The following is a 16,640-nucleotide window of genomic DNA, read 5'->3' as shown; positions in this document are numbered from 1 at the left end:
GGGACGGGGAAGGCACACGCCATGGTTCTCTCCGATATCTCGATCAAGCGCCCGGTCTTCGCGACCGTGGTCAGCCTGCTGCTGATCGTGCTCGGCCTCGCTTCGCTGGCGAAGCTGCCGATCCGCGAATACCCGAAGATCGACCCGCCGGTGATCTCCATCACCACGACCTATCGCGGTGCCTCCGCCGCGGTGATCGACACGCAGATCACCGAGCTGATCGAGGCCGCGGTCGCGGGCATCGAGGGCATCAAGGTCATGACCTCGGTGTCGCGCGACGAGCGCAGCCAGGTGACGATGGAGTTCCGCCTGACGCGGGACGTGGACGCCGCCTCCAACGACGTGCGCGACCGTGTCGCCCGAACCTTGGCGCGATTGCCGGAAGCCGCCGACACGCCGATCGTGGCCAAGGTGGATGGCGATGCGCGGCCGATCCTCTGGATCGCGCTCGTGTCGGACCAGCTGTCCGGCATGGAACTCACCGAGATCGCGCGCCGCCGCTTCGCCGACCGCCTTGCCGTGGTGGACGGTGTCGCGCAGGTGCTGGTGCTCGGAGAGCGCAAGCCCTCGATGCGCATCTGGCTGGACCGCCAGGCGCTCGCTGCCCGCGGCCTGACCGCGCAGGATGTCGAGGACGCGATCCGGCGCGAGAATGTCGAACTCCCCGGCGGCCGCATCGAGAGCGATGCGCGCGAGCTGACCGTGCGCACCGACACGCGCATGAACCGGCCGGAACAGTTCCGCCAGGTGGTGATCAGCCGCGTCGGCGGCGCGCAGGTGCTGCTCGGCGACGTGGCCCAGGTGGAGGTCGCGCCGGAAGACACGCGCGGCGGCTATCGCATCAATGGCAAGCCGGCCATCGGGCTTGGCATCCTGCGCCAGTCCACGGCCAACACCCTCTCCGTCGCCGACGGCGTGAAGGAGGAGGTGGAGCGCATCCGCGGCTCCGTGCCGGAAGGCGTGGAAGTGGTGGTTGGCTACGACGAAAGCCTGTTCATCAGCCAGTCCATCTACGAGGTCGAGCACGCGCTGATGATCGCCCTGACGCTCGTCGTCGTGGTGATCTTCTTCTTCCTGCGATCCTGGCGCGCGACGCTGATCCCGGCCGTGGCGATCCCGGTCTCCATCATCGGGTCCTTCATCGCGCTCGCCGCGCTCGGCTTCTCCATCAATGTGCTGACGCTGCTCGGCCTGGTGCTGGCCATCGGGCTGGTGGTGGACGACGCGATCGTGGTGCTGGAGAACATCCACCGCCGCATCGAGGAGGGCGAGCATCCGCTGCTCGCCTCCCTCCGCGGCGCGCGCGAGATCGCCTTCGCGGTGATCGCGACCACGCTGGTGCTGATCTCGGTCTTCCTGCCGCTGTCCTTCATGGGCGGCAACACCGGCCGGCTGTTCACGGAATTCGGCTTCGCCCTGGCTGCGTCCGTGATGTTCTCGGGCTTCATCGCACTGACGCTGACGCCCATGATGTGTTCCAAGCTGCTGAAGCCGCATGAGGGCGAGAGCCGGCTGGTGCGCTGGACGGAGCCGCTCTTCCTCGGGATGAACTGGCTGTTGCGCGTGACGCTGAAGCGGGCGCTCGGCGCGCCGCTGCTGACGCTCGGCGTGATGGCCTTGGTCTCCGCGATGGCGATCGGGCTGTTCCAGGCGCTGCCGAAGGAATTCGCGCCGACCGAGGATCGAGGCGTGGTCATCATCCCCACCACGGGCCCCGAGGGCGCGAGCTTCGCCTATACCGGCGAGCACGTCCGGCGCATCGAGGAGATCGTGCAGCCTTACATCGACAGTGGCGAGGTCGAATCGATCTTCGCGACGGTCGGTGGCTTCCAGCGCCCGGCCCAGGCCAATGTCGCCAATGTCTTCATGCGCCTGGCGCCCTGGCATGAGCGGGAGCGCAAGCAGCAGACCCTGACGTCCGAGATCATGCCCAAGCTGCTGGCCATCCCGGGCGTGCGCGCCTTCGCGCTCAACCCGCCGTCGCTCGGCCAGCGCGGCTTTCAGCCCCCGGTGCAGTTCGTGATCGGCGGCACCGACTACGGCACGCTGGTGGAGTGGCGCGACCGCTTCCTGGCGAAGGCGCGGGAGAATCCGCGCCTGCTCAACCTCGACAGCAATTTCCGCGAGACCAAGCCAGAGATCCGCGTCGAGATCGACCGGCGTAAGGCGGCCGAGCTCGGCGTGTCCATCCAGGCGGTCGGCCGCACCATCGAGACGATGCTCGGCTCCCGCGAGGCCGGCACCTATGTCGAGGGCGGCGAGGAGTACAAGGTGCTGCTCCAGGCGCGCGAACAGGACCGCGCGACGCCCTACGACCTGCAGAACATCTTCATCCGGACCAGTGCCGGCGGCGCGCTCGGCCTGATCGGCAGCGGCGCGCAGCAGGGTGGCCTCGTTCCGCTGTCCAACGTCGTGACGCTCAGCGAGCGTGCGCGGCCGCAATCGCTGTCGCGCGAGGACCGGGTGCGCGCCATCACCATCAGCGCGTCGCTCGCGCCAGGCTACTCGCTGGGCGATGCGCTGGCCTATCTGGAAGGCGTGGCGCGCGAGGTGCTGCCCCCGGAAGCGCGGATCAGCTATCGCGGCCAGAGCCTTGAGTTCAAGGAAAGCTCCGGCGCGCTCTATTTCACCTTCGCGCTGGCGCTGCTGGTGGTGTTCCTGGTGCTCGCCGCGCAGTTCGAGAGCTTCGTCCATCCCTTCATCATCCTGCTCTCGACCCCGCTCGCGGTGACCGGCGGCCTGCTGGCGCTGCACATGACGGGGCAGTCCCTCAACGTCTTCAGCCAGATCGGCATGATCCTGCTGATCGGCCTGATGGCGAAGAACGGCATCCTCGTCGTGGAATTCGCGAACCAGCTGCGGGACCGCGGCCTGTCCATCCATGACGCGGTCCTGGAAGCGTCCGTGGTGCGGCTGCGGCCGATCCTGATGACCTCCATCGCCACCGTGTTCGGCGCCGTGCCGCTTGCCATGGCGACCGGCGCGGGCGCCGAGAGCCGCATGGCGATCGGCTGGGTGATCGTGGGCGGCGTCAGCCTCTCCACCTTCCTCACCCTCTATGCGGTGCCGGCGCTCTACGTCCTTCTCGCGGGCTATACGAAGCCGATCGGCGCGATCGCCGCGCGTCTGACCGAGCTCGAGAAGCGCGATCCCGCGCCGCATCCGGCGCCGGCGGAATAGGATCGCCGGAGTAGGCGGGCCGCGCGCCGCGGGCTAAACCTCCGCCCGCTGAGGTGCGGAGGAAGGGCTCATGGCGGATGCGGCGCGACCGGAAGGTCGGACGGGCGGGCAGTTGCTCGCGGATGCGCTGGTGGCGAACGGCGCCACGCACGTCTTCGCGGTGCCCGGCGAGAGCTATCTCGACCTGCTCGACGGCCTGTACAACCAGCGCAACCGCATCGAGCTCGTCACCTGCCGCTTCGAGGCCGGCGCCGTCCACATGGCCGAGGCCCAGGGCAAGCTGACCGGCCGGCCCGGCGTCGCCGTCGTCACCCGCGGTCCCGGCGCCTGCCACGCCGCGATCGGCGTGCATGTGGCGCAGCAGGACAGCACGCCGCTGGTGCTGCTGGTCGGGCAGATCCCGGTCTCCGAGACCGATCGCGAGACCTTCCAGGAAGTGGATTACCGCCGCTTCTTCTCGCCCATCGCGAAATGGGTGACCCAGATCGACGAGGCCGAGCGCATCCCGGAACTCATGGCGCATGCCTTCGACGTGGCTGTCAGCGGCCGTCCCGGTCCCGTCGTCGTCGCGCTGAGCGAGGAGATGCAGAAGCACCTGGCCAGCGTGCCGGACATTGGCCCGCAGCCGGTGCTGCCGCCGCACCCGGCGCCGGATGCGATCCCGCGCCTGATGCAGATGCTGGCGAAGGCGGAGAAGCCGCTGGCCATCCTCGGCGGCACGCGCTGGACCGAGGAAGGCCGTGCGGCGATCCGCGACTTCCTCGTCGGCAACGACATCCCCGTCGCCGTCGCCTTCCGCCGTCAGGGCCTGTTCGACGGAACCAGCGCGCATTACGCCGGCGATCTCGGCGTCGGTGCGGATGCGCAGCTTGTCGCGAAGGCGAAGGAGGCGGACCTGATCCTGGCGATCGGTACGCGCCTCGGCGAGCCGGTGAGCCAGGGGTACACGCTGTGGGACATGGCCGGTAGCAAGCCGATCATCCACGTCCATCCCGAGCAGTCCGAGATCGGCCGCGTCTATCGCGTCGCGCTCGGCGTTGTTTCCGAGTTGAACGCCTTCGCGCAGGCGCTGCGCGGTCAGCGGGTGGCGCAGCCGCGCTGGGGCGCCTGGCGCCAGGCGGTGCGCGCCGCGCGCGAGGCGCAGGCGAAGCCGCAGGAGTACGACGGCCCGCTGAACCTTGCCGTTGCGTTGCAGCAGCTTGAGACGGTGCTGCCGGAGGATACGATCTTCACCACGGATGCCGGCAACTTCGCCACCTGGCCGACGCGCTTCATGCATGTGCGGGAGAAGCAGGACTTCCTTGGCCCGACCAACGGCGCGATGGGCTATGGCGTGCCGGCGGCGATCGGGGCCGCCATCACCAACCCGGGGCGCTGCGTGGTCTGTTTCGTCGGCGATGGCGGCGCGTTGATGACGGGGCAGGAACTCGCCACCGCCTTCCACCATGGCGCGGCGCCGATCATCCTGGTTTTCAACAACGGGATGTACGGCACGATCCGGATGTATCAGGAGCGCACCTATCCCGGCCGCGTCTCCGGCACCGAACTGACGAACCCGGACTTCGCCCGCTTCATCGAGAGCTTCGGCGGCCATGGCGAGGTGGTGAATGCCACCGAGGAACTGGTGCCGGCCTTCCAGCGCGCGCGTGCCAGCGGCAAGCCGGCCGTCATCGAGGTGCGGATGAATCCGGACCAGGTGACGAACCGCGCGACGATCGCGCAGCTGCGCGCGCAGGCGGCGCGGTAGGGCGTGCGGTCTGCGGGGGCGCTGCCCCCGCGCCCCGGCCGGGGAGCTTGAAGCTCCCCGGACCCCCACATTCATTTTCAACGTCGAAGGAGGAGGGGGGCGAAGTGCCCCCTCCTCCTTCGACGTTAAACGGACGCAGGTCCAGGAGCCTCAGGCTCCTGGTGGGGGTGCAGGGCGCAAAGCCCCCTGCCGCTACCGCCCCACCGCGTAGCCCTGCATGCCGCGCGGGTTCGCGCCGGCGAAGAGCTGGCCGTCCGCTTCCTGGCGGGCGCCGCTCAGCCGGCCTTCCGACCATTCGCCGCCCATCTCCGCCAGGTGTCCGCGCGCATTCAGCGCGTCCAGCACTTCCGCCGGGAAGCGGCCCTCGATCACCACGCGGCCCGGGCTGGCATCGCGCGGCCAGAAGCTGGAGGGCCAGTGCTCCGTATGGAACGAGGGCGCGTCGATCGCCTGCTGGATCGTCATCGCATGGTCCACCATGCGGGCGAACATGATCGGCTGCCACTGGTCCTGCTGCTCGCCGCCGGGCGTGCCGAAGCTCATCCAGGGCCGGCCATCCTTCAGCGCCATCGCCGGCGAGAGCGTGGTGCGCGGCCGCTTGCCGGGCTTCAGGCCGTTCGGCAACGACTCGTCCAGCCAGAACATCTGCCCGCGCGTCCCCAGGCAGAAGCCGAGCTCTGGGATCGCTGGCGAGGATTGCAGCCAGCCGCCGGAAGGCGTCGCGCTGACCATGTTCCCCTGGCTGTCGATGATGTCGATATGGCAGGTGTCGGCGCCGGACACGCCGAGCCGCGCCACCGTGGGCTCTCCGACGCCAGGCGCGCGCGTGCGCATCTCCTTGCGATCCACGGCGGCCTGCAGGTCGGGCGCGGAGCGTTCGAAGCCTGCAATGCTGCCGGGGCGAAGTTCCATGGACGCCGTGTCGCCGATCAGCTTGCGCCGCTCCGCGGCATATTCCGCGGAGAGCAGCGCCTGGATCGGCACATCCACGAAGTTCGGGTCGCCATAATAGGCCTCGCGATCGGCGAAGGCGAGCTTCAGGCATTCGACGACAGTGTGGATGAACTGCTCGCCAAGCGGGTCCATGCCGCCGATGTCGAAGCCTTCCAGCAGCGCCATGGTCTGCAGCATGGTCGGCCCCTGGCTCCATACCCCGCATTTCAGCAGCGTGGTGCCGCGATAGTCGCGCCTCAGCGGCGCCTCCACGCTCGCGCGCCACTTCGCCATGTCGTCGCCCGTCAGCACGCCGCGATGGCGTCGGCCGGACGCGTCCAGGATCTCGTTGCTGCGGAAGAAGCGATCGATCGCCTCGGCGACGAACCCGCCATACCAGGCGCTTCGGGCTGCATCGATCTGCGCGATGCGGTCGCGGCCGGCGGACTCGGCCTCGCGCAGCAGGCGTTCCCAGGTCTCGGCCAGCGTGGGGTTGGCCCAGAGCTTGCCCTCCCGCGGGCCGCCGTCGCGCAGCCATATCGCGGCCGATGTCGTCCACTCCGCCTCGAACAGCGGGCGCACGCCATTCAGCGTGGCGATGATCCGCGGGACATAGTGGATGCCGCGCCGCGCATAGCCGATGGCGTAGGACAGCACCTCGCGCAACGACCAGGTGCCGTGGTCGCGCAGCATCAGCGCCCAGGCATCGAAGGCGCCCGGCACCATCGCCGGAAGCAGGCCGGTGCCGGGGATCAGGTCGAGGCCGAGTTCGCCCTTCACATGCGCCACCGTCAGCGCCGCGGGCGCGACGCCCTGCCCGCAGATCACATGCTGCGCGCCGGATTTCGCGTCATGGACGATGATCGGCGCGTCGCCGCCAGGCCCGTTCAGATGGGGCTCCGCGACCTGCAGCGTGAAGCCCGCCGCCGCCGCTGCGTCAAAGGCGTTGCCGCCGCGCTCCAGCACGCTCATCCCGACCTGGGACGCGATCCAGTGCGTGGAAGCGACGACGCCGAAACTGCCAGCGATTTCTGGACGGGTTGTGAACATCAGTGGAACCTTCACGGTCTTTCGCTTGAGTGGGCCGATTGGCGCAGGCAGAAGGGAAGGGGTCAAGACGGAGGTACGGCGTGCTGGTTGCCGTGGTCGGTCCTTCAGGCGCTGGCAAGGACACGCTGATGGCCGGTGCGCGTGCGCAACTGGCTGCGGAATCGCATGTCCGTTTCGTCCGTCGCGTGATCACGCGCCCTGCGGAGGCCGGCGGGGAGGACCATCAGCCCGTGACGGAGGAGGCGTTCCGCAGCCTGCGCGACGCCGGCGGCTTCGCGTTGTGGTGGCAGGCGCATGGCCTGTCCTACGGCATTCCCGCGCATGTCGCGCCGGACATCGCCGCAGGCATCGTCGTCGTGGCGAATCTCTCGCGAGGCGTGCTGCAGGATGCGGCGTCGCGCTTTCCGTTGCTGGTGCTGGAGATCACCGCACCGCTCGAGGTGCGCGCCGCGCGCCTGGCGAATCGCGGCCGCGAGGAGGCGGAGGACGTCGCCCGCCGCCTGGCGCGTGAGGCGCCGCTGCCGCGCGGCCTGGATGCGCGCAGGGTGGTGAACGACGGCGAGCCTGAACAGGGCATTGCCGAAGTGGTGCGCGTGCTGCGCCAGGCGGTCAGCACCGCCGCGATGGCGCGGCTCGGCGAAGTCGCCTGGCGCTGAGCGTCAGCCGAGCAGCGGCAGGCGCTCGGCGATCAGGAAGGGCGCGCCCGGCGCGCCCTGGGTGAACAGGCAGAGCTCCGTCACCCGCCGCGCCTGCGCGGCCAGGTTGCCGAGATGCGCGGCCAGCACGGGCTGCACGACGGCACGCTCGGCTTCCGTCAGCCGGCGACTGAGCGTGACGTGGAACCACCATTCGTCGAAGACATAGGGGTAGCCCCAGCGGTGGATGTGTTCGCGCTGGCGTTCGGTCGCGCGTTCCGGGCGGCGGCGTGCGATCTCCTCCGGCGTCGGTGTCGCACGATGCCGATCCAGCGCCTCGACGCAGGTGTCGCAGAGCGCCTGCAATTCCGGCGACTTCGTGCCTTCGAGCAGGGCGAGGAAGCCGTGATGCTCGGCCAGCACCAGCGGCGGCATGGCGAAGGGCCGCGTGCGCGCGGCCAGTGCCATGGCGTCTGCGCGGAAGGCGTGCCAGTCGGTCGCCAGCCGGAAGGGCGGCTTCAGCGTGCCATGCAGGCCATAGCCTCGCGCCTCGGCCGTGATCTCCGCGATGTCGAGGCCGGGCAGTTCCGGTTGTTGAAGGGCAGCGCCGGTCTCCGCGTCGCGGCCGAGCCACTGCGAGCCGAGCCTGTGCAACGCATCATCGAGCCGCGGTGCCCAATAGACGGCAACGCGCATCACGCCACGCGCTCGCCCGCACGCCACACCTTGCGCACCACCGCGTGGCCTTCATGCGGACGCACCTGCACGAGGTCGCCGCGCAGTTCCTTCTCGATCCGCCCACGGTCGTGCAGCCCGACCATCCGCGCGGCGCGATCGGTGATCATGCCGACCGCCTGCGGCAGCGTGGCCGCGCCGCTGGCCGCGGCAAGCCAGGCGGCCTCGAGCATCGCGGGCGGGACGTAGTCGCTGGCCAGGACGTCCACCGCATTCGCGCGCACCAGGTCGGCGGCGGACAGGTTGCCGGAATGGCTGCCGCCGCGGACGATGTTCGGCGCGCCGGCGATGACCTCCACGCCGATTTCCTTGGCCGCGCGCGCGGCCTCCATCACCACGGGGAACTCGCTGATCATGATGCCGTCGGCGGCATTGGCGCGCACGCCTTCGGCGGAATCGTCGTCATGGCTGGCCAGCGGCAGCTTGCGGTGGCGCACGCGGTCCAGCAGCCAGCGTCGCTGCGTCTCCCGCAGGAGGCCACGCTGCTCCAGCAACTCGCCGATGCGCTTGTCCACCTGCGCAGGCGTCTGCTGCAACTGGCGAATGCGCATCTGCCGATATCGCTCGACGTCGCGGTACTGCCCGACGCCGGGCGAGTGGTCCATCAGGCTGACCATGCGTACCAGCGGGTGGTCGGCGACGCTCTCCACCAGCTCCGGCATGTCCTTGGCCGGCAGTTCGCAGCGCAGATGCAGGAAATGCTCGCTCTTCAGCAGCCCGGTCGGCGCGAGCGCGTCGAGATCCTTCACCCCGTCGCGGAAAGTCTGGGTGCGGCCGACATCGAAGCCGAGATCGCCAAGGCAGAGCGCATCCAGCACCGTTGTCACGCCCGCCGCGATGGTCTGGGTGTCATGGGCCAGCATGGCGGAGCGCGAGGGCCAGCGCGCGGTGGCGCGCGGCTGCACCTGGCGTTCCAGATTGTCGGTGTGCACGTCCACGATGCCGGGGATCAGGTGGTCGCCATCCAGGTCGACCGCGCCGGCGGCGTGGCTGCGGCCGGGCTGAACATCGGCAATGCGCGCGCCGCGCAGCACCACGGTGCCGGCGATCACCGCCTGCGGCAGCACGACCAGGGCGTTGGTGAGGATGGTCTCGGCGGTCATGCAGCCTCGGTGATTGGGGCGACGTCGAACAGGCGGTCCGCGACGCGGTCCCGCACCTCGGCATCGTGGAAGATGCCGACGATGGCGGCGCCGCGCGCCTTGGCTTCGGCGATCAGCCCGATCACGACCTCGCGGTTGGCGGCGTCGAGGCTGGCGGTCGGCTCGTCGAGCAGGAGCACGGGATAGCCAGGGGCGAAGCCGCGGGCAAGGTTCACCCGCTGCTGCTCGCCGCCGGAGAAGGTGGCGGGCGGCAGGTGATGCAGCCGCGGCGGCAGGTTGAGGCGCGTCAGCAGCGCCTCGGCGCGCGCAAGCGCCTCGTCCCGCGCCATGCCGCGCGCGGTCAGCGGCTCCGCCACGATCTCTAGGCACGGGACGCGCGGGATCACGCGGAGGAACTGCGAAACGTAGCCCAGCGTGTCGCGCCGCACCTCTCGCACCAGCCGCGCATCGGCGGTGGCGAGGTCCACCGGCGCGCCGTGGTGCCTGATCAGGATGCACCCGCTGCCGGCGCCGTAATTCCCGTAGAGGCAGCGCATCAACGTGGACTTGCCGGCGCCCGAGGGACCGGACAGCGCGACGCACTCCCCCGGCGCGACGGAGAGGTCCAGCGCGCGCAGCACCGGCAGCGTCACGCCGCCTTGCAGGTGCAGCGTGAAGGATTTTCCCAGGTTCTCGGCACGCAGGGCGAAACTCATGCCGCGAGCACCGAGGTGACGAGCAGCTGCGTGTAGGGATGCTGCGGGTCGTCCAGCACGCGGTCGGTCAGCCCCTGCTCCACCACCTGGCCCTGGCGCATCACCAGGATGCGATGCGCGAGCAATCGCGCCGCGGCGATGTCATGCGTGACCAGCAGCACGGAAAGCCCGAGCTCGGCGACCAGCGCGCGGATCAGGTCGAGAAGGCGCGCCTGGACGGAGACGTCGAGGCCGCCGGTCGGCTCGTCCATGAAGACCAGGCGCGGATGCGTCACCAGCGTGCGCGCGATCTGCAGCCGCTGCTGCATGCCGCCGGAGAAGGTGCGGGGCAGGGCGTCGAGCCGATCCGGGTCTATCTCCACGCGGCGCAGCCAGTCGGCGGCTGCGGCGCGGATGTTGCCGTAGTGTCGTGCGCCGGTGGCCATCAGCCGCTCGCCGATATTGCCGCCGGCGGACACGCCCATCCGCAGCCCGTCGCGCGGGTTCTGGTGGACGAAGCCCCATTGCGTGCGCATCAGGTTGCGTCGCGCGGCCTCGTTCATGCCGAGCACGTCCTGCCCGTCGAAGATCACGCCGCCGGCATCCGGCGGCACCAGGCCGGACAGCACGCGCAGCAGCGTCGTCTTGCCGCTGCCGGATTCACCGACGATGGCGACGACCTCGCCCGGCCAGATGTCGAGGTCCACACCGTCCAGCGCGGCGATCCGGCCGAAGCGGAGTTCCAGCCCGCGTGCCGAAAGCAGCGCGCTCATTCCGCCGCCGCCTTCGCCGCCTGGCGCTCGGCGCAGTAGTCGGTGTCGGAGCAGACGAACATCTTGCCCCCGCGGTCATCGGTGATGACCTCATCGAGGTAGCTCTCGCGCGATCCGCAGAGCGTGCAGGCATGCGGCGCGCGGATCGGGCGGAAGGGATGGTCCTCGAAATCCAGGCTGCGCACCGCGGTGTAGGGCGGCACCGCGTAGATGCGCTTTTCGCGCCCCGCGCCGAACAATTGCAGCGCGGGCATGCGGTCCATCTTCGGATTGTCGAAGGCGGGAATGGGCGAGGGCGACATCAGGTAGCGCCCGTCCACCATCACCGGATAGTTGTAGCTGGTGGCGATGTGGCCGTGCCGCGCGATGTCCTCGTAGAGCTTCACATGCATCAGGCCGTAGTCGGCCAGCGCATGCATGCGCTTCGTCTCCGCGACGCGCGCCTCCAGGCGGAACAGCGGCTCCGGCATCGGCACCTGGTAGACCAGGATCTGGCGCTCGGTCAGCGCATGCTCGGGGATGCGGTGGCGTGTCTGGATCACCGTGGCCTCGGCCGTGCGCTCCGTGGTGGCGACGCCGGCGACACGGCGGAAGAAGGCTCGGATCGACACGGCGTTGGTGGTGTCGTCGGCGCCCTGGTCGATCACCTTCAGCACGTCGGACGGACCCAGGATCGAGGCCGTTACCTGGATGCCGCCGGTGCCCCAGCCATAGGGCAGCGGCATCTCGCGCGAGCCGAAGGGCACCTGGTGCCCGGGGATCGCGACGCCCTTCAGGATGGCGCGGCGAATCATCCGCTTCGTGGATTCGTCGACATAGGCGAAGTTGTAGCCGGTTTGCGCGTTCATTCCGCCGCCGCCTGCATCGCGCTTGCGCGCATGGTGCGGACATTCTCCAGTTCGCTCTGGAAATCCACGTAGTGCGGCAGCTTCAGATGCTCCACGAAGCCGGTGGCCTCCACATTGTCGCAGTGGTACAGCACAAATTCCTGCTGCTGCGCCGGCGCGTCGGCGTCCTCCCCCAGCTCCTCGGCGCGCAGCCCGCGATCGACCAGCGCCATCGCCATGGCCTTGCGCTCCCCATGGCCGAAGACCAGGCCGTAGCCGCGGGTGAATTGCGGAGGCTCCGTGCGGCTGCCCTTGAATTGGTTGACCATCTGGCATTCGGTCACGCCGATGTCGCCCAGCTCGATCTCGAAGCCGAGCTCGGGCGGGGTGAAGCAGACCGCGACCTCGCCGACGCGGATCTCGCCGACGAAGGGATGCGCGTTGCCGTAGCCGCGCTGCGTGGAGTAGCCGAGGCCCAGAAGAAACCCCTCGTCGCCGCGTGCCAGCGCCTGCAGCCGCACCGCGCGGTCGGCGGGGAAGCTCAGGGGATCGCGGGTGAGGTCGCCGGGCTCCGCCTCGCTCGTCGCCTCGCGCTGCATCAGCCCTTCGCGCGCCAGCAGTTCCGTCACGCGCGGCGTCTGCGCGGTGTTGGGCTCGGCGTGCGGCACGGCGGGCAATGCGTTGCCTTCGGCGGCGAGCGCAAAATCCAGCAGGCGGTGCGTGTAGTCGAAAGTCGGCCCCAGCACCTGGCCGCCGGGCAGGTCCTTGTAGGTCGCGCTGATACGCCGGCGGATGTGCATGGCGCCGGTGTCCAACGCGGCGCTCGCGCCGAAGCGGGGCAGGGTGGTGCGGTAGGCCCGCAGCAGGAAGGCCGCCTCGATGAGGTCGCCCTTGGCCTGCTTCACCGCCAGCGCTGCCAGGCCGCGGTCGTGGCAGCTTCCCTCCGCCATCACGCGATCGACCGCGAGGCCGAGCTGTTCCTCGATCTGCGGCACGGTGAGTTCGGGCAGCGTGGCATCGCCGCGGCGCGTTTCCGCCAGCCAGGCATGCGCGGCGCCGATCGCCTGCTCGCCGCCCTTGGTCGCGACATACATGCGCTACGCCTCCTCGATGCGGACGGTGCGGGGCAGCGCGGCGATCCGCGTGTCGGCGCAGAGGATGGCGTCCACGCCGCGCGGGAACCGCGCGCGGCTGCGCGCCCAGTCCGCGACGAAGCCAGCCGGCGCGCCCCGGACATGCAGGCGATGCGCATCGCGGATGCCGGGGCCGGTCAGGCGCCAGCCGCTGCCTTCCTCCAGCGCAGCGACCTCCAGGATCAGTGTCGCGCCATGCTCCGGCTCCTCATCGGTGCCGGCGTCCAGCTCCATCAGCGTCGCAGTGGGATCGAGGACGAAGGCGGCGCCGTCGCGCCGCATCGGGCAGCCGCAATGGAAGCGCACCCAGGCCTCGGCCTCCGCGCCGGCTGCGAGCCGCAGCGGCGTCACGGCATCCACCAGCGTCAGCAGCATGGCGGCAGCGGCGGGCGAAAGGCCTGGCGGCACCTCGGGCGGGGGCGTGACCGTCTCCACGCGGCCGGGCCGGCTCATCGCCTCCAGCACCGCGCGGAAGCTCGCTTGCGCATCCAGGACGGGAGCGGCGAAGCCGGGGAAGCGGGTGTCCATCAGCGCATCTGCGTCATGGTGAAGAAGTTCACGCGCGTCGCCGCGGCCTTGCGCGCCGCTTCGTCCCGCGCGGCCTGCTGTGCGGCGGAGAGCGGCGCAATCACCGCGGCCTCCACCGCCGGGCGCGCGGCCTCGTCCAGCATCAGCGCGTCCACCAGCGCGGCGAGCTCCGCCTGGCGCGCATCGCGGCCGGCGACATAGGCATGGCCGACGCGGCCATCCGGCAACCGCACCGCGCAGCGCGTGACGGTCATCTCGCCGAGGTTGAAGGGCGCGCCGTCGCCGCCCGCGCGTCCGCGCACCATCAGCAGCCCCGTCTCCGGTCCGCGCAGCCTGACATGCGCCGGTGCCGGCGGCAGGTCGGCCAGGTGGCGCGCGATCTGCTCGGCGCTGGCGCGGGCGAGCACGCCCATCCAGGCGCGGCGCGCGGCCTCCGCGCCATTGCGGGACTGAGGGGAAGGCGGCATCGGGGCGTCCATATTTATCTAGACGACTAGTCGTATGCCCCGCTAGGGTCAAGCCGAATGTGCCACCCCACACCGGCCGGGAGCTTGAAGTTTCGATGACGGCGGATGGCCCGCACCAGCTCACGCCCGCCAGCCTCGCGCGCCGTCAGGGCGTGGCGCTGTGGCGCCAGATCCAGCAGGCCATCGAGGCGGAGATCGCCGGCGGCAGCCACAAGCCCGGCGCGCGCCTGCCCACGGAGGCCGAGCTCTCCGCGCGTTTCGCCGTCAACCGCCACACCGTCCGCCGCGCCATGGAGGAGCTGGAAGGCCGCGGTCTGGTGCGCATCGAGCAAGGCCGCGGCAGCTTCGTGGCCGAGGATGTGGTGGATTACCGCCTTGGTCCGCGCACCCGCTTTTCCGAGAACATCCGCCGGCAGAATCGCGAGCCGAATGGCCGCATCCTGCGCGTGGCGGAGGTGCCGGCGGAAGCCGGCCTGGCGGAGGCGCTCGGCATCCGTCGCGGCCGCGCGGTGATCCTCGTGGAGCGCTTGGCGCTGGCGGACGGACGGCCGGTGGTGGTCGGCACGCATCACTTCCCGGCGGCGCGCTTCGGGCAACTGCCGGAGCTGCTGGCGCAGGATCCCTCGATCACGGCGGCGCTGGCGGCCTGCGGCGTGCCGGACTACCGCCGCAAGGTGACACGCATCACCGCGCGGCTGCCGACGCCGGAGGAAGCGGAGCTGCTGCAGCAATCGCGCAGCCGCCCCGTGCTGGTGACGGAAGCCGTCAACACCGATCCTGCCGGCGTGGTCGTGGACGTCACACATGCCCGCTACGCTGCCGGGCGCGTGCAACTCGTCGTGGAGTCGTGACGGCGCATGGATTGGGCGATCACCGGCGGGCAGGTGCTGCACGCCGAAGGGCTGAAGCCAGGCACGCTGGCCCTGTCGGATGGGCGGATCGGCGCGGCGCCGGCGCAGGGTGCGCGGCGGCTCGATGCCACCGGACTGCTGGTGCTGCCGGGAATCGTGGACATCCATGGCGATGCGCATGAGCGGCAGATGCAGCCGCGGCCAGGCGTGGATTTCCCGCCGGAGGTCGCGATGCGCGACAGCGCCGCGCAGCTTCTGGCCGCCGGCGTCACCACCGCCTTCCTCGGCGTGACGCTCTCCTGGGAGCCGGGGCTGCGCGGGATCGAGGCGTGGCGCGCCACGCTCGCCGCGGTGGAGGCGATGCGCGCTGCGGCCGGCGTGGATTTGCGCATCCATTGCCGCTTCGAGGCCGACAACCTCGATGCGCTGGAGGAGGTGCTGGCCGATATCGCGGCCGGCCGCGTGCAGCTTCTGGCCTACAACGACCACACGCCGGCGATCGTGAAGCGCATCGCCGATCCCGCGCAGGCCGCGAAATATGCCGCGCGCGCGGGGCTGCCGCCGGCCGAGTTCGTCGCGCTCGCGCAGCGCGCCTGGTCGCGCCGGCCGGAGGTGCCGGAGGCGCGCGCGCGCCTCGCCGATGCCGCGCGCCGCGCCGGCATCCCGATGCTCAGCCACGACGACGCGACGCCCGAGATGCGCCGCGATTTCCGCGCGCTGGGCGCCGCGATCTGCGAATTCCCGATGTCGGAAGCGGTGGCGGAGGCCGCGCGCGCCGCGGGCGAGCATGTGGTGATGGGCGCGCCGAACGTGGTGCGCGGCGGCAGCCACATGGGCTGGTCCGCCGCGGCGCCGCTGGCCGAGCGGGGCCTGGTGACGGTGCTGGCCTCCGACTACGTCTGGCCGGCGCTGCTGCAGGCGGCCTTCATGATGGAAGGGCGCGGGGTGCTGGACCTGCCGCGCGCCTGGGCGCTGGTCTCGGCGAACCCGGCGGAAGCGGCGGGGCTGGCCGACCGCGGCCGCATCGCGCCCGGGCTGCGCGGCGACATCGTGCTGGTGGATCCCGCGCGCCGCGCGCCCGTGGCGACCTTCGCCGCCGGGCGGCTCGCCTGGCTCTCCCCGGACGGGGCGGCACGGCTGCACTAGCCATGGCGCGCTTCATCGCCAATGCGCGCATGTATGCCGTCGCGCCCGAGGCCGAGGCCGCGTGGCAGGCGCTGATCGCCGACATCGCCGCCGAGGCCGAGGTTCCGCTGGAATACGAGGCGTATCCGGCGCCGCGGCCGCTCGAGGATCTCTGGTGCCGGCCCGATCTCGGCTGCGTGCAGATGTGCGGCTTTCCGATCGCGCTCGGCCTCGCGGAGGTGGTGCCGATTGCCGCGCCGATCCCGGCCCTGCCCTGGGCGCAGGGGCAGGCCGTGTATCGCTCCGATCTGATCGTGCGCACGGACTCGCCGTTCCGCGTGCTGGAGGACAGTTTCGGCCATCGCCTCGGCTGGACGGTCGCGCATTCGCAGTCCGGCTTCAACGCGCTGCGCCATCACCTGCTGCCATACCGCCGCGCGAAGGGCGGACCGCTTTACGCCGAACAGCGCGGCAATCTCGTCACCGCGCGCCGGATCCTCGATTCCGTGCTGGACGGCAGCATCGATGTCGGGCCGCTCGATGCCTATTGGCACGCGCTGATCGCGCGTTGGCGCCCCGATCTCACCGCCGGCATCCGGGTGATCGGTTCGACCGACCTCGCGCCCATGCCCGCCTTCGTGGCCTCGCTGGCGATGCCGGCGGAGGCGGTGGCGCGACTGCGCGCGGCCTTCGTCGCGGCGCGGACACGCTCCTGGTTCGCGCGGCATGCGGACGCCCTGCTGCTTGCCGGCTTCACGCCGGCGGATCGCGCGCGCTACGCGGTTACGCTGGATTGGGCGCGCGAAGCGGAATCGGCGGGCTACGCAACGCCGGGATGAGCGCCGCGCCCCAGGGATTGCGCAGGTCGGGCGAGCCGCC

At 70.7% G+C, this 16,640-nt stretch carries 15 protein-coding genes; 6 read left to right on the top strand and 9 right to left on the bottom strand.

The genetic code is table 11. The annotated features are described in order from the left end of the window. Nucleotides 1–21: 21 nt before the first annotated feature. Nucleotides 22–3,180 carry an efflux RND transporter permease subunit gene (locus E4T13_RS04080; protein WP_137176935.1) on the top strand — a complete coding sequence of 1,053 codons (3,159 nt, stop codon included), beginning with the start codon at nucleotides 22–24 and terminating at the stop codon, nucleotides 3,178–3,180. Nucleotides 3,181–3,250: 70 nt separating this feature from the next. Continuing rightward, nucleotides 3,251–4,927: a thiamine pyrophosphate-dependent enzyme gene (locus tag E4T13_RS04075; RefSeq protein ID WP_137176934.1), complete on the top strand. Its 1,677-nt coding sequence runs from the start codon at nucleotides 3,251–3,253 to the stop codon at nucleotides 4,925–4,927. A gap of 192 nt (nucleotides 4,928–5,119) precedes the next feature. On the opposite strand, the gene E4T13_RS04070 is transcribed toward E4T13_RS04075, so the two are convergent. Next, the gene (locus tag E4T13_RS04070; RefSeq protein ID WP_137176933.1) at nucleotides 5,120–6,910 is read right to left on the bottom strand and encodes a gamma-glutamyltransferase family protein; all 1,791 of its coding nucleotides are present in this window, start codon (nucleotides 6,908–6,910) and stop codon (nucleotides 5,120–5,122) included. Between the two features lie 29 nt (nucleotides 6,911–6,939). On the opposite strand from E4T13_RS04070, the gene phnN reads away from it, so the two are divergent. Next, nucleotides 6,940–7,566, top strand: a complete 627-nt coding sequence (gene phnN / locus E4T13_RS04065) for a phosphonate metabolism protein/1,5-bisphosphokinase (PRPP-forming) PhnN (protein ID WP_256370434.1) — start codon at nucleotides 6,940–6,942, stop codon at nucleotides 7,564–7,566. A gap of 3 nt (nucleotides 7,567–7,569) precedes the next feature. On the opposite strand, the gene E4T13_RS04060 is transcribed toward phnN, so the two are convergent. The 8 genes from E4T13_RS04060 to phnG are packed head-to-tail and all read right to left on the bottom strand — an operon-like array spanning nucleotide 7,570 to nucleotide 13,785. Then, nucleotides 7,570–8,241, bottom strand: a complete 672-nt coding sequence (locus E4T13_RS04060; protein WP_137177696.1) for a DUF1045 domain-containing protein — start codon at nucleotides 8,239–8,241, stop codon at nucleotides 7,570–7,572. Next, nucleotides 8,241–9,383: an alpha-D-ribose 1-methylphosphonate 5-triphosphate diphosphatase gene (locus E4T13_RS04055; RefSeq protein ID WP_137176931.1), complete on the bottom strand. Its 1,143-nt coding sequence runs from the start codon at nucleotides 9,381–9,383 to the stop codon at nucleotides 8,241–8,243. The genes E4T13_RS04060 and E4T13_RS04055 overlap by 1 nt, the downstream gene beginning before the upstream one ends. Then, nucleotides 9,380–10,078: a phosphonate C-P lyase system protein PhnL gene (phnL, locus tag E4T13_RS04050; RefSeq protein ID WP_137176930.1), complete on the bottom strand. Its 699-nt coding sequence runs from the start codon at nucleotides 10,076–10,078 to the stop codon at nucleotides 9,380–9,382. The genes E4T13_RS04055 and phnL overlap by 4 nt, the downstream gene beginning before the upstream one ends. Beyond that, a complete protein-coding gene (phnK, locus tag E4T13_RS04045) occupies nucleotides 10,075–10,830 on the bottom strand; it encodes a phosphonate C-P lyase system protein PhnK (RefSeq protein WP_137176929.1) in 756 nt (251 codons plus the stop codon). Before phnK ends, phnL begins: the two co-directional genes overlap by 4 nt. After that, a complete protein-coding gene (locus E4T13_RS04040) occupies nucleotides 10,827–11,678 on the bottom strand; it encodes an alpha-D-ribose 1-methylphosphonate 5-phosphate C-P-lyase PhnJ (RefSeq protein ID WP_137176928.1) in 852 nt (283 codons plus the stop codon). The genes phnK and E4T13_RS04040 overlap by 4 nt, the downstream gene beginning before the upstream one ends. Beyond that, a complete protein-coding gene (locus E4T13_RS04035; RefSeq protein WP_137176927.1) occupies nucleotides 11,675–12,751 on the bottom strand; it encodes a carbon-phosphorus lyase complex subunit PhnI in 1,077 nt (358 codons plus the stop codon). The genes E4T13_RS04040 and E4T13_RS04035 overlap by 4 nt, the downstream gene beginning before the upstream one ends. A gap of 3 nt (nucleotides 12,752–12,754) precedes the next feature. Beyond that, a complete protein-coding gene (gene phnH / locus E4T13_RS04030) occupies nucleotides 12,755–13,318 on the bottom strand; it encodes a phosphonate C-P lyase system protein PhnH (protein ID WP_137176926.1) in 564 nt (187 codons plus the stop codon). Then, nucleotides 13,318–13,785 (bottom strand): phosphonate C-P lyase system protein PhnG, encoded by a 468-nt coding sequence (gene phnG / locus E4T13_RS04025; protein ID WP_137176925.1) that lies wholly within the window; start codon nucleotides 13,783–13,785, stop codon nucleotides 13,318–13,320. Before phnG ends, phnH begins: the two co-directional genes overlap by 1 nt. 95 nt (nucleotides 13,786–13,880) lie before the next feature. Between phnG and phnF the strand changes: the two genes are divergently transcribed. From phnF to E4T13_RS04010, 3 genes are read left to right on the top strand one after another with little or no spacing between them, the layout of a single operon-like run. After that, a complete protein-coding gene (phnF, locus tag E4T13_RS04020; protein ID WP_170984781.1) occupies nucleotides 13,881–14,636 on the top strand; it encodes a phosphonate metabolism transcriptional regulator PhnF in 756 nt (251 codons plus the stop codon). Between the two features lie 6 nt (nucleotides 14,637–14,642). Further along, nucleotides 14,643–15,782 (top strand): alpha-D-ribose 1-methylphosphonate 5-triphosphate diphosphatase, encoded by a 1,140-nt coding sequence (locus E4T13_RS04015; RefSeq protein WP_137176924.1) that lies wholly within the window; start codon nucleotides 14,643–14,645, stop codon nucleotides 15,780–15,782. Nucleotides 15,783–15,784: 2 nt separating this feature from the next. Further along, on the top strand, nucleotides 15,785–16,600 hold the full coding sequence (locus tag E4T13_RS04010) for a phosphate/phosphite/phosphonate ABC transporter substrate-binding protein (RefSeq protein WP_137176923.1): 816 nt from the start codon (nucleotides 15,785–15,787) through the stop codon (nucleotides 16,598–16,600). Nucleotides 16,601–16,640 lie beyond the last annotated feature (40 nt).

The sequence above is a fragment of the Roseomonas sp. AR75 genome, from assembly GCF_005222815.1.
In the GTDB taxonomy this organism is placed as follows: Bacteria; Pseudomonadota; Alphaproteobacteria; order Acetobacterales; family Acetobacteraceae; genus Falsiroseomonas.
This window is presented reverse-complemented; position numbering and strand designations above follow the sequence as displayed.

Coding starts and splice junctions, on each gene's coding strand:
- E4T13_RS04015 (WP_137176924.1), top strand. CDS start 14,643: ATGGATTGGGCGATCACCGGCGGGCAGGTGCTGCACGCCGAAGGGCTG.
- phnG (WP_137176925.1), bottom strand. CDS start 13,785: ATGCCGCCTTCCCCTCAGTCCCGCAATGGCGCGGAGGCCGCGCGCCGC.
- E4T13_RS04010 (WP_137176923.1), top strand. CDS start 15,785: ATGGCGCGCTTCATCGCCAATGCGCGCATGTATGCCGTCGCGCCCGAG.
- E4T13_RS04075 (WP_137176934.1), top strand. CDS start 3,251: ATGGCGGATGCGGCGCGACCGGAAGGTCGGACGGGCGGGCAGTTGCTC.
- E4T13_RS04080 (WP_137176935.1), top strand. CDS start 22: ATGGTTCTCTCCGATATCTCGATCAAGCGCCCGGTCTTCGCGACCGTG.
- phnF (WP_170984781.1), top strand. CDS start 13,881: ATGACGGCGGATGGCCCGCACCAGCTCACGCCCGCCAGCCTCGCGCGC.
- E4T13_RS04060 (WP_137177696.1), bottom strand. CDS start 8,241: ATGCGCGTTGCCGTCTATTGGGCACCGCGGCTCGATGATGCGTTGCAC.
- phnK (WP_137176929.1), bottom strand. CDS start 10,830: ATGAGCGCGCTGCTTTCGGCACGCGGGCTGGAACTCCGCTTCGGCCGG.
- phnH (WP_137176926.1), bottom strand. CDS start 13,318: ATGGACACCCGCTTCCCCGGCTTCGCCGCTCCCGTCCTGGATGCGCAA.
- E4T13_RS04055 (WP_137176931.1), bottom strand. CDS start 9,383: ATGACCGCCGAGACCATCCTCACCAACGCCCTGGTCGTGCTGCCGCAG.
- E4T13_RS04035 (WP_137176927.1), bottom strand. CDS start 12,751: ATGTATGTCGCGACCAAGGGCGGCGAGCAGGCGATCGGCGCCGCGCAT.
- E4T13_RS04040 (WP_137176928.1), bottom strand. CDS start 11,678: ATGAACGCGCAAACCGGCTACAACTTCGCCTATGTCGACGAATCCACG.
- E4T13_RS04070 (WP_137176933.1), bottom strand. CDS start 6,910: ATGTTCACAACCCGTCCAGAAATCGCTGGCAGTTTCGGCGTCGTCGCT.
- phnL (WP_137176930.1), bottom strand. CDS start 10,078: ATGAGTTTCGCCCTGCGTGCCGAGAACCTGGGAAAATCCTTCACGCTG.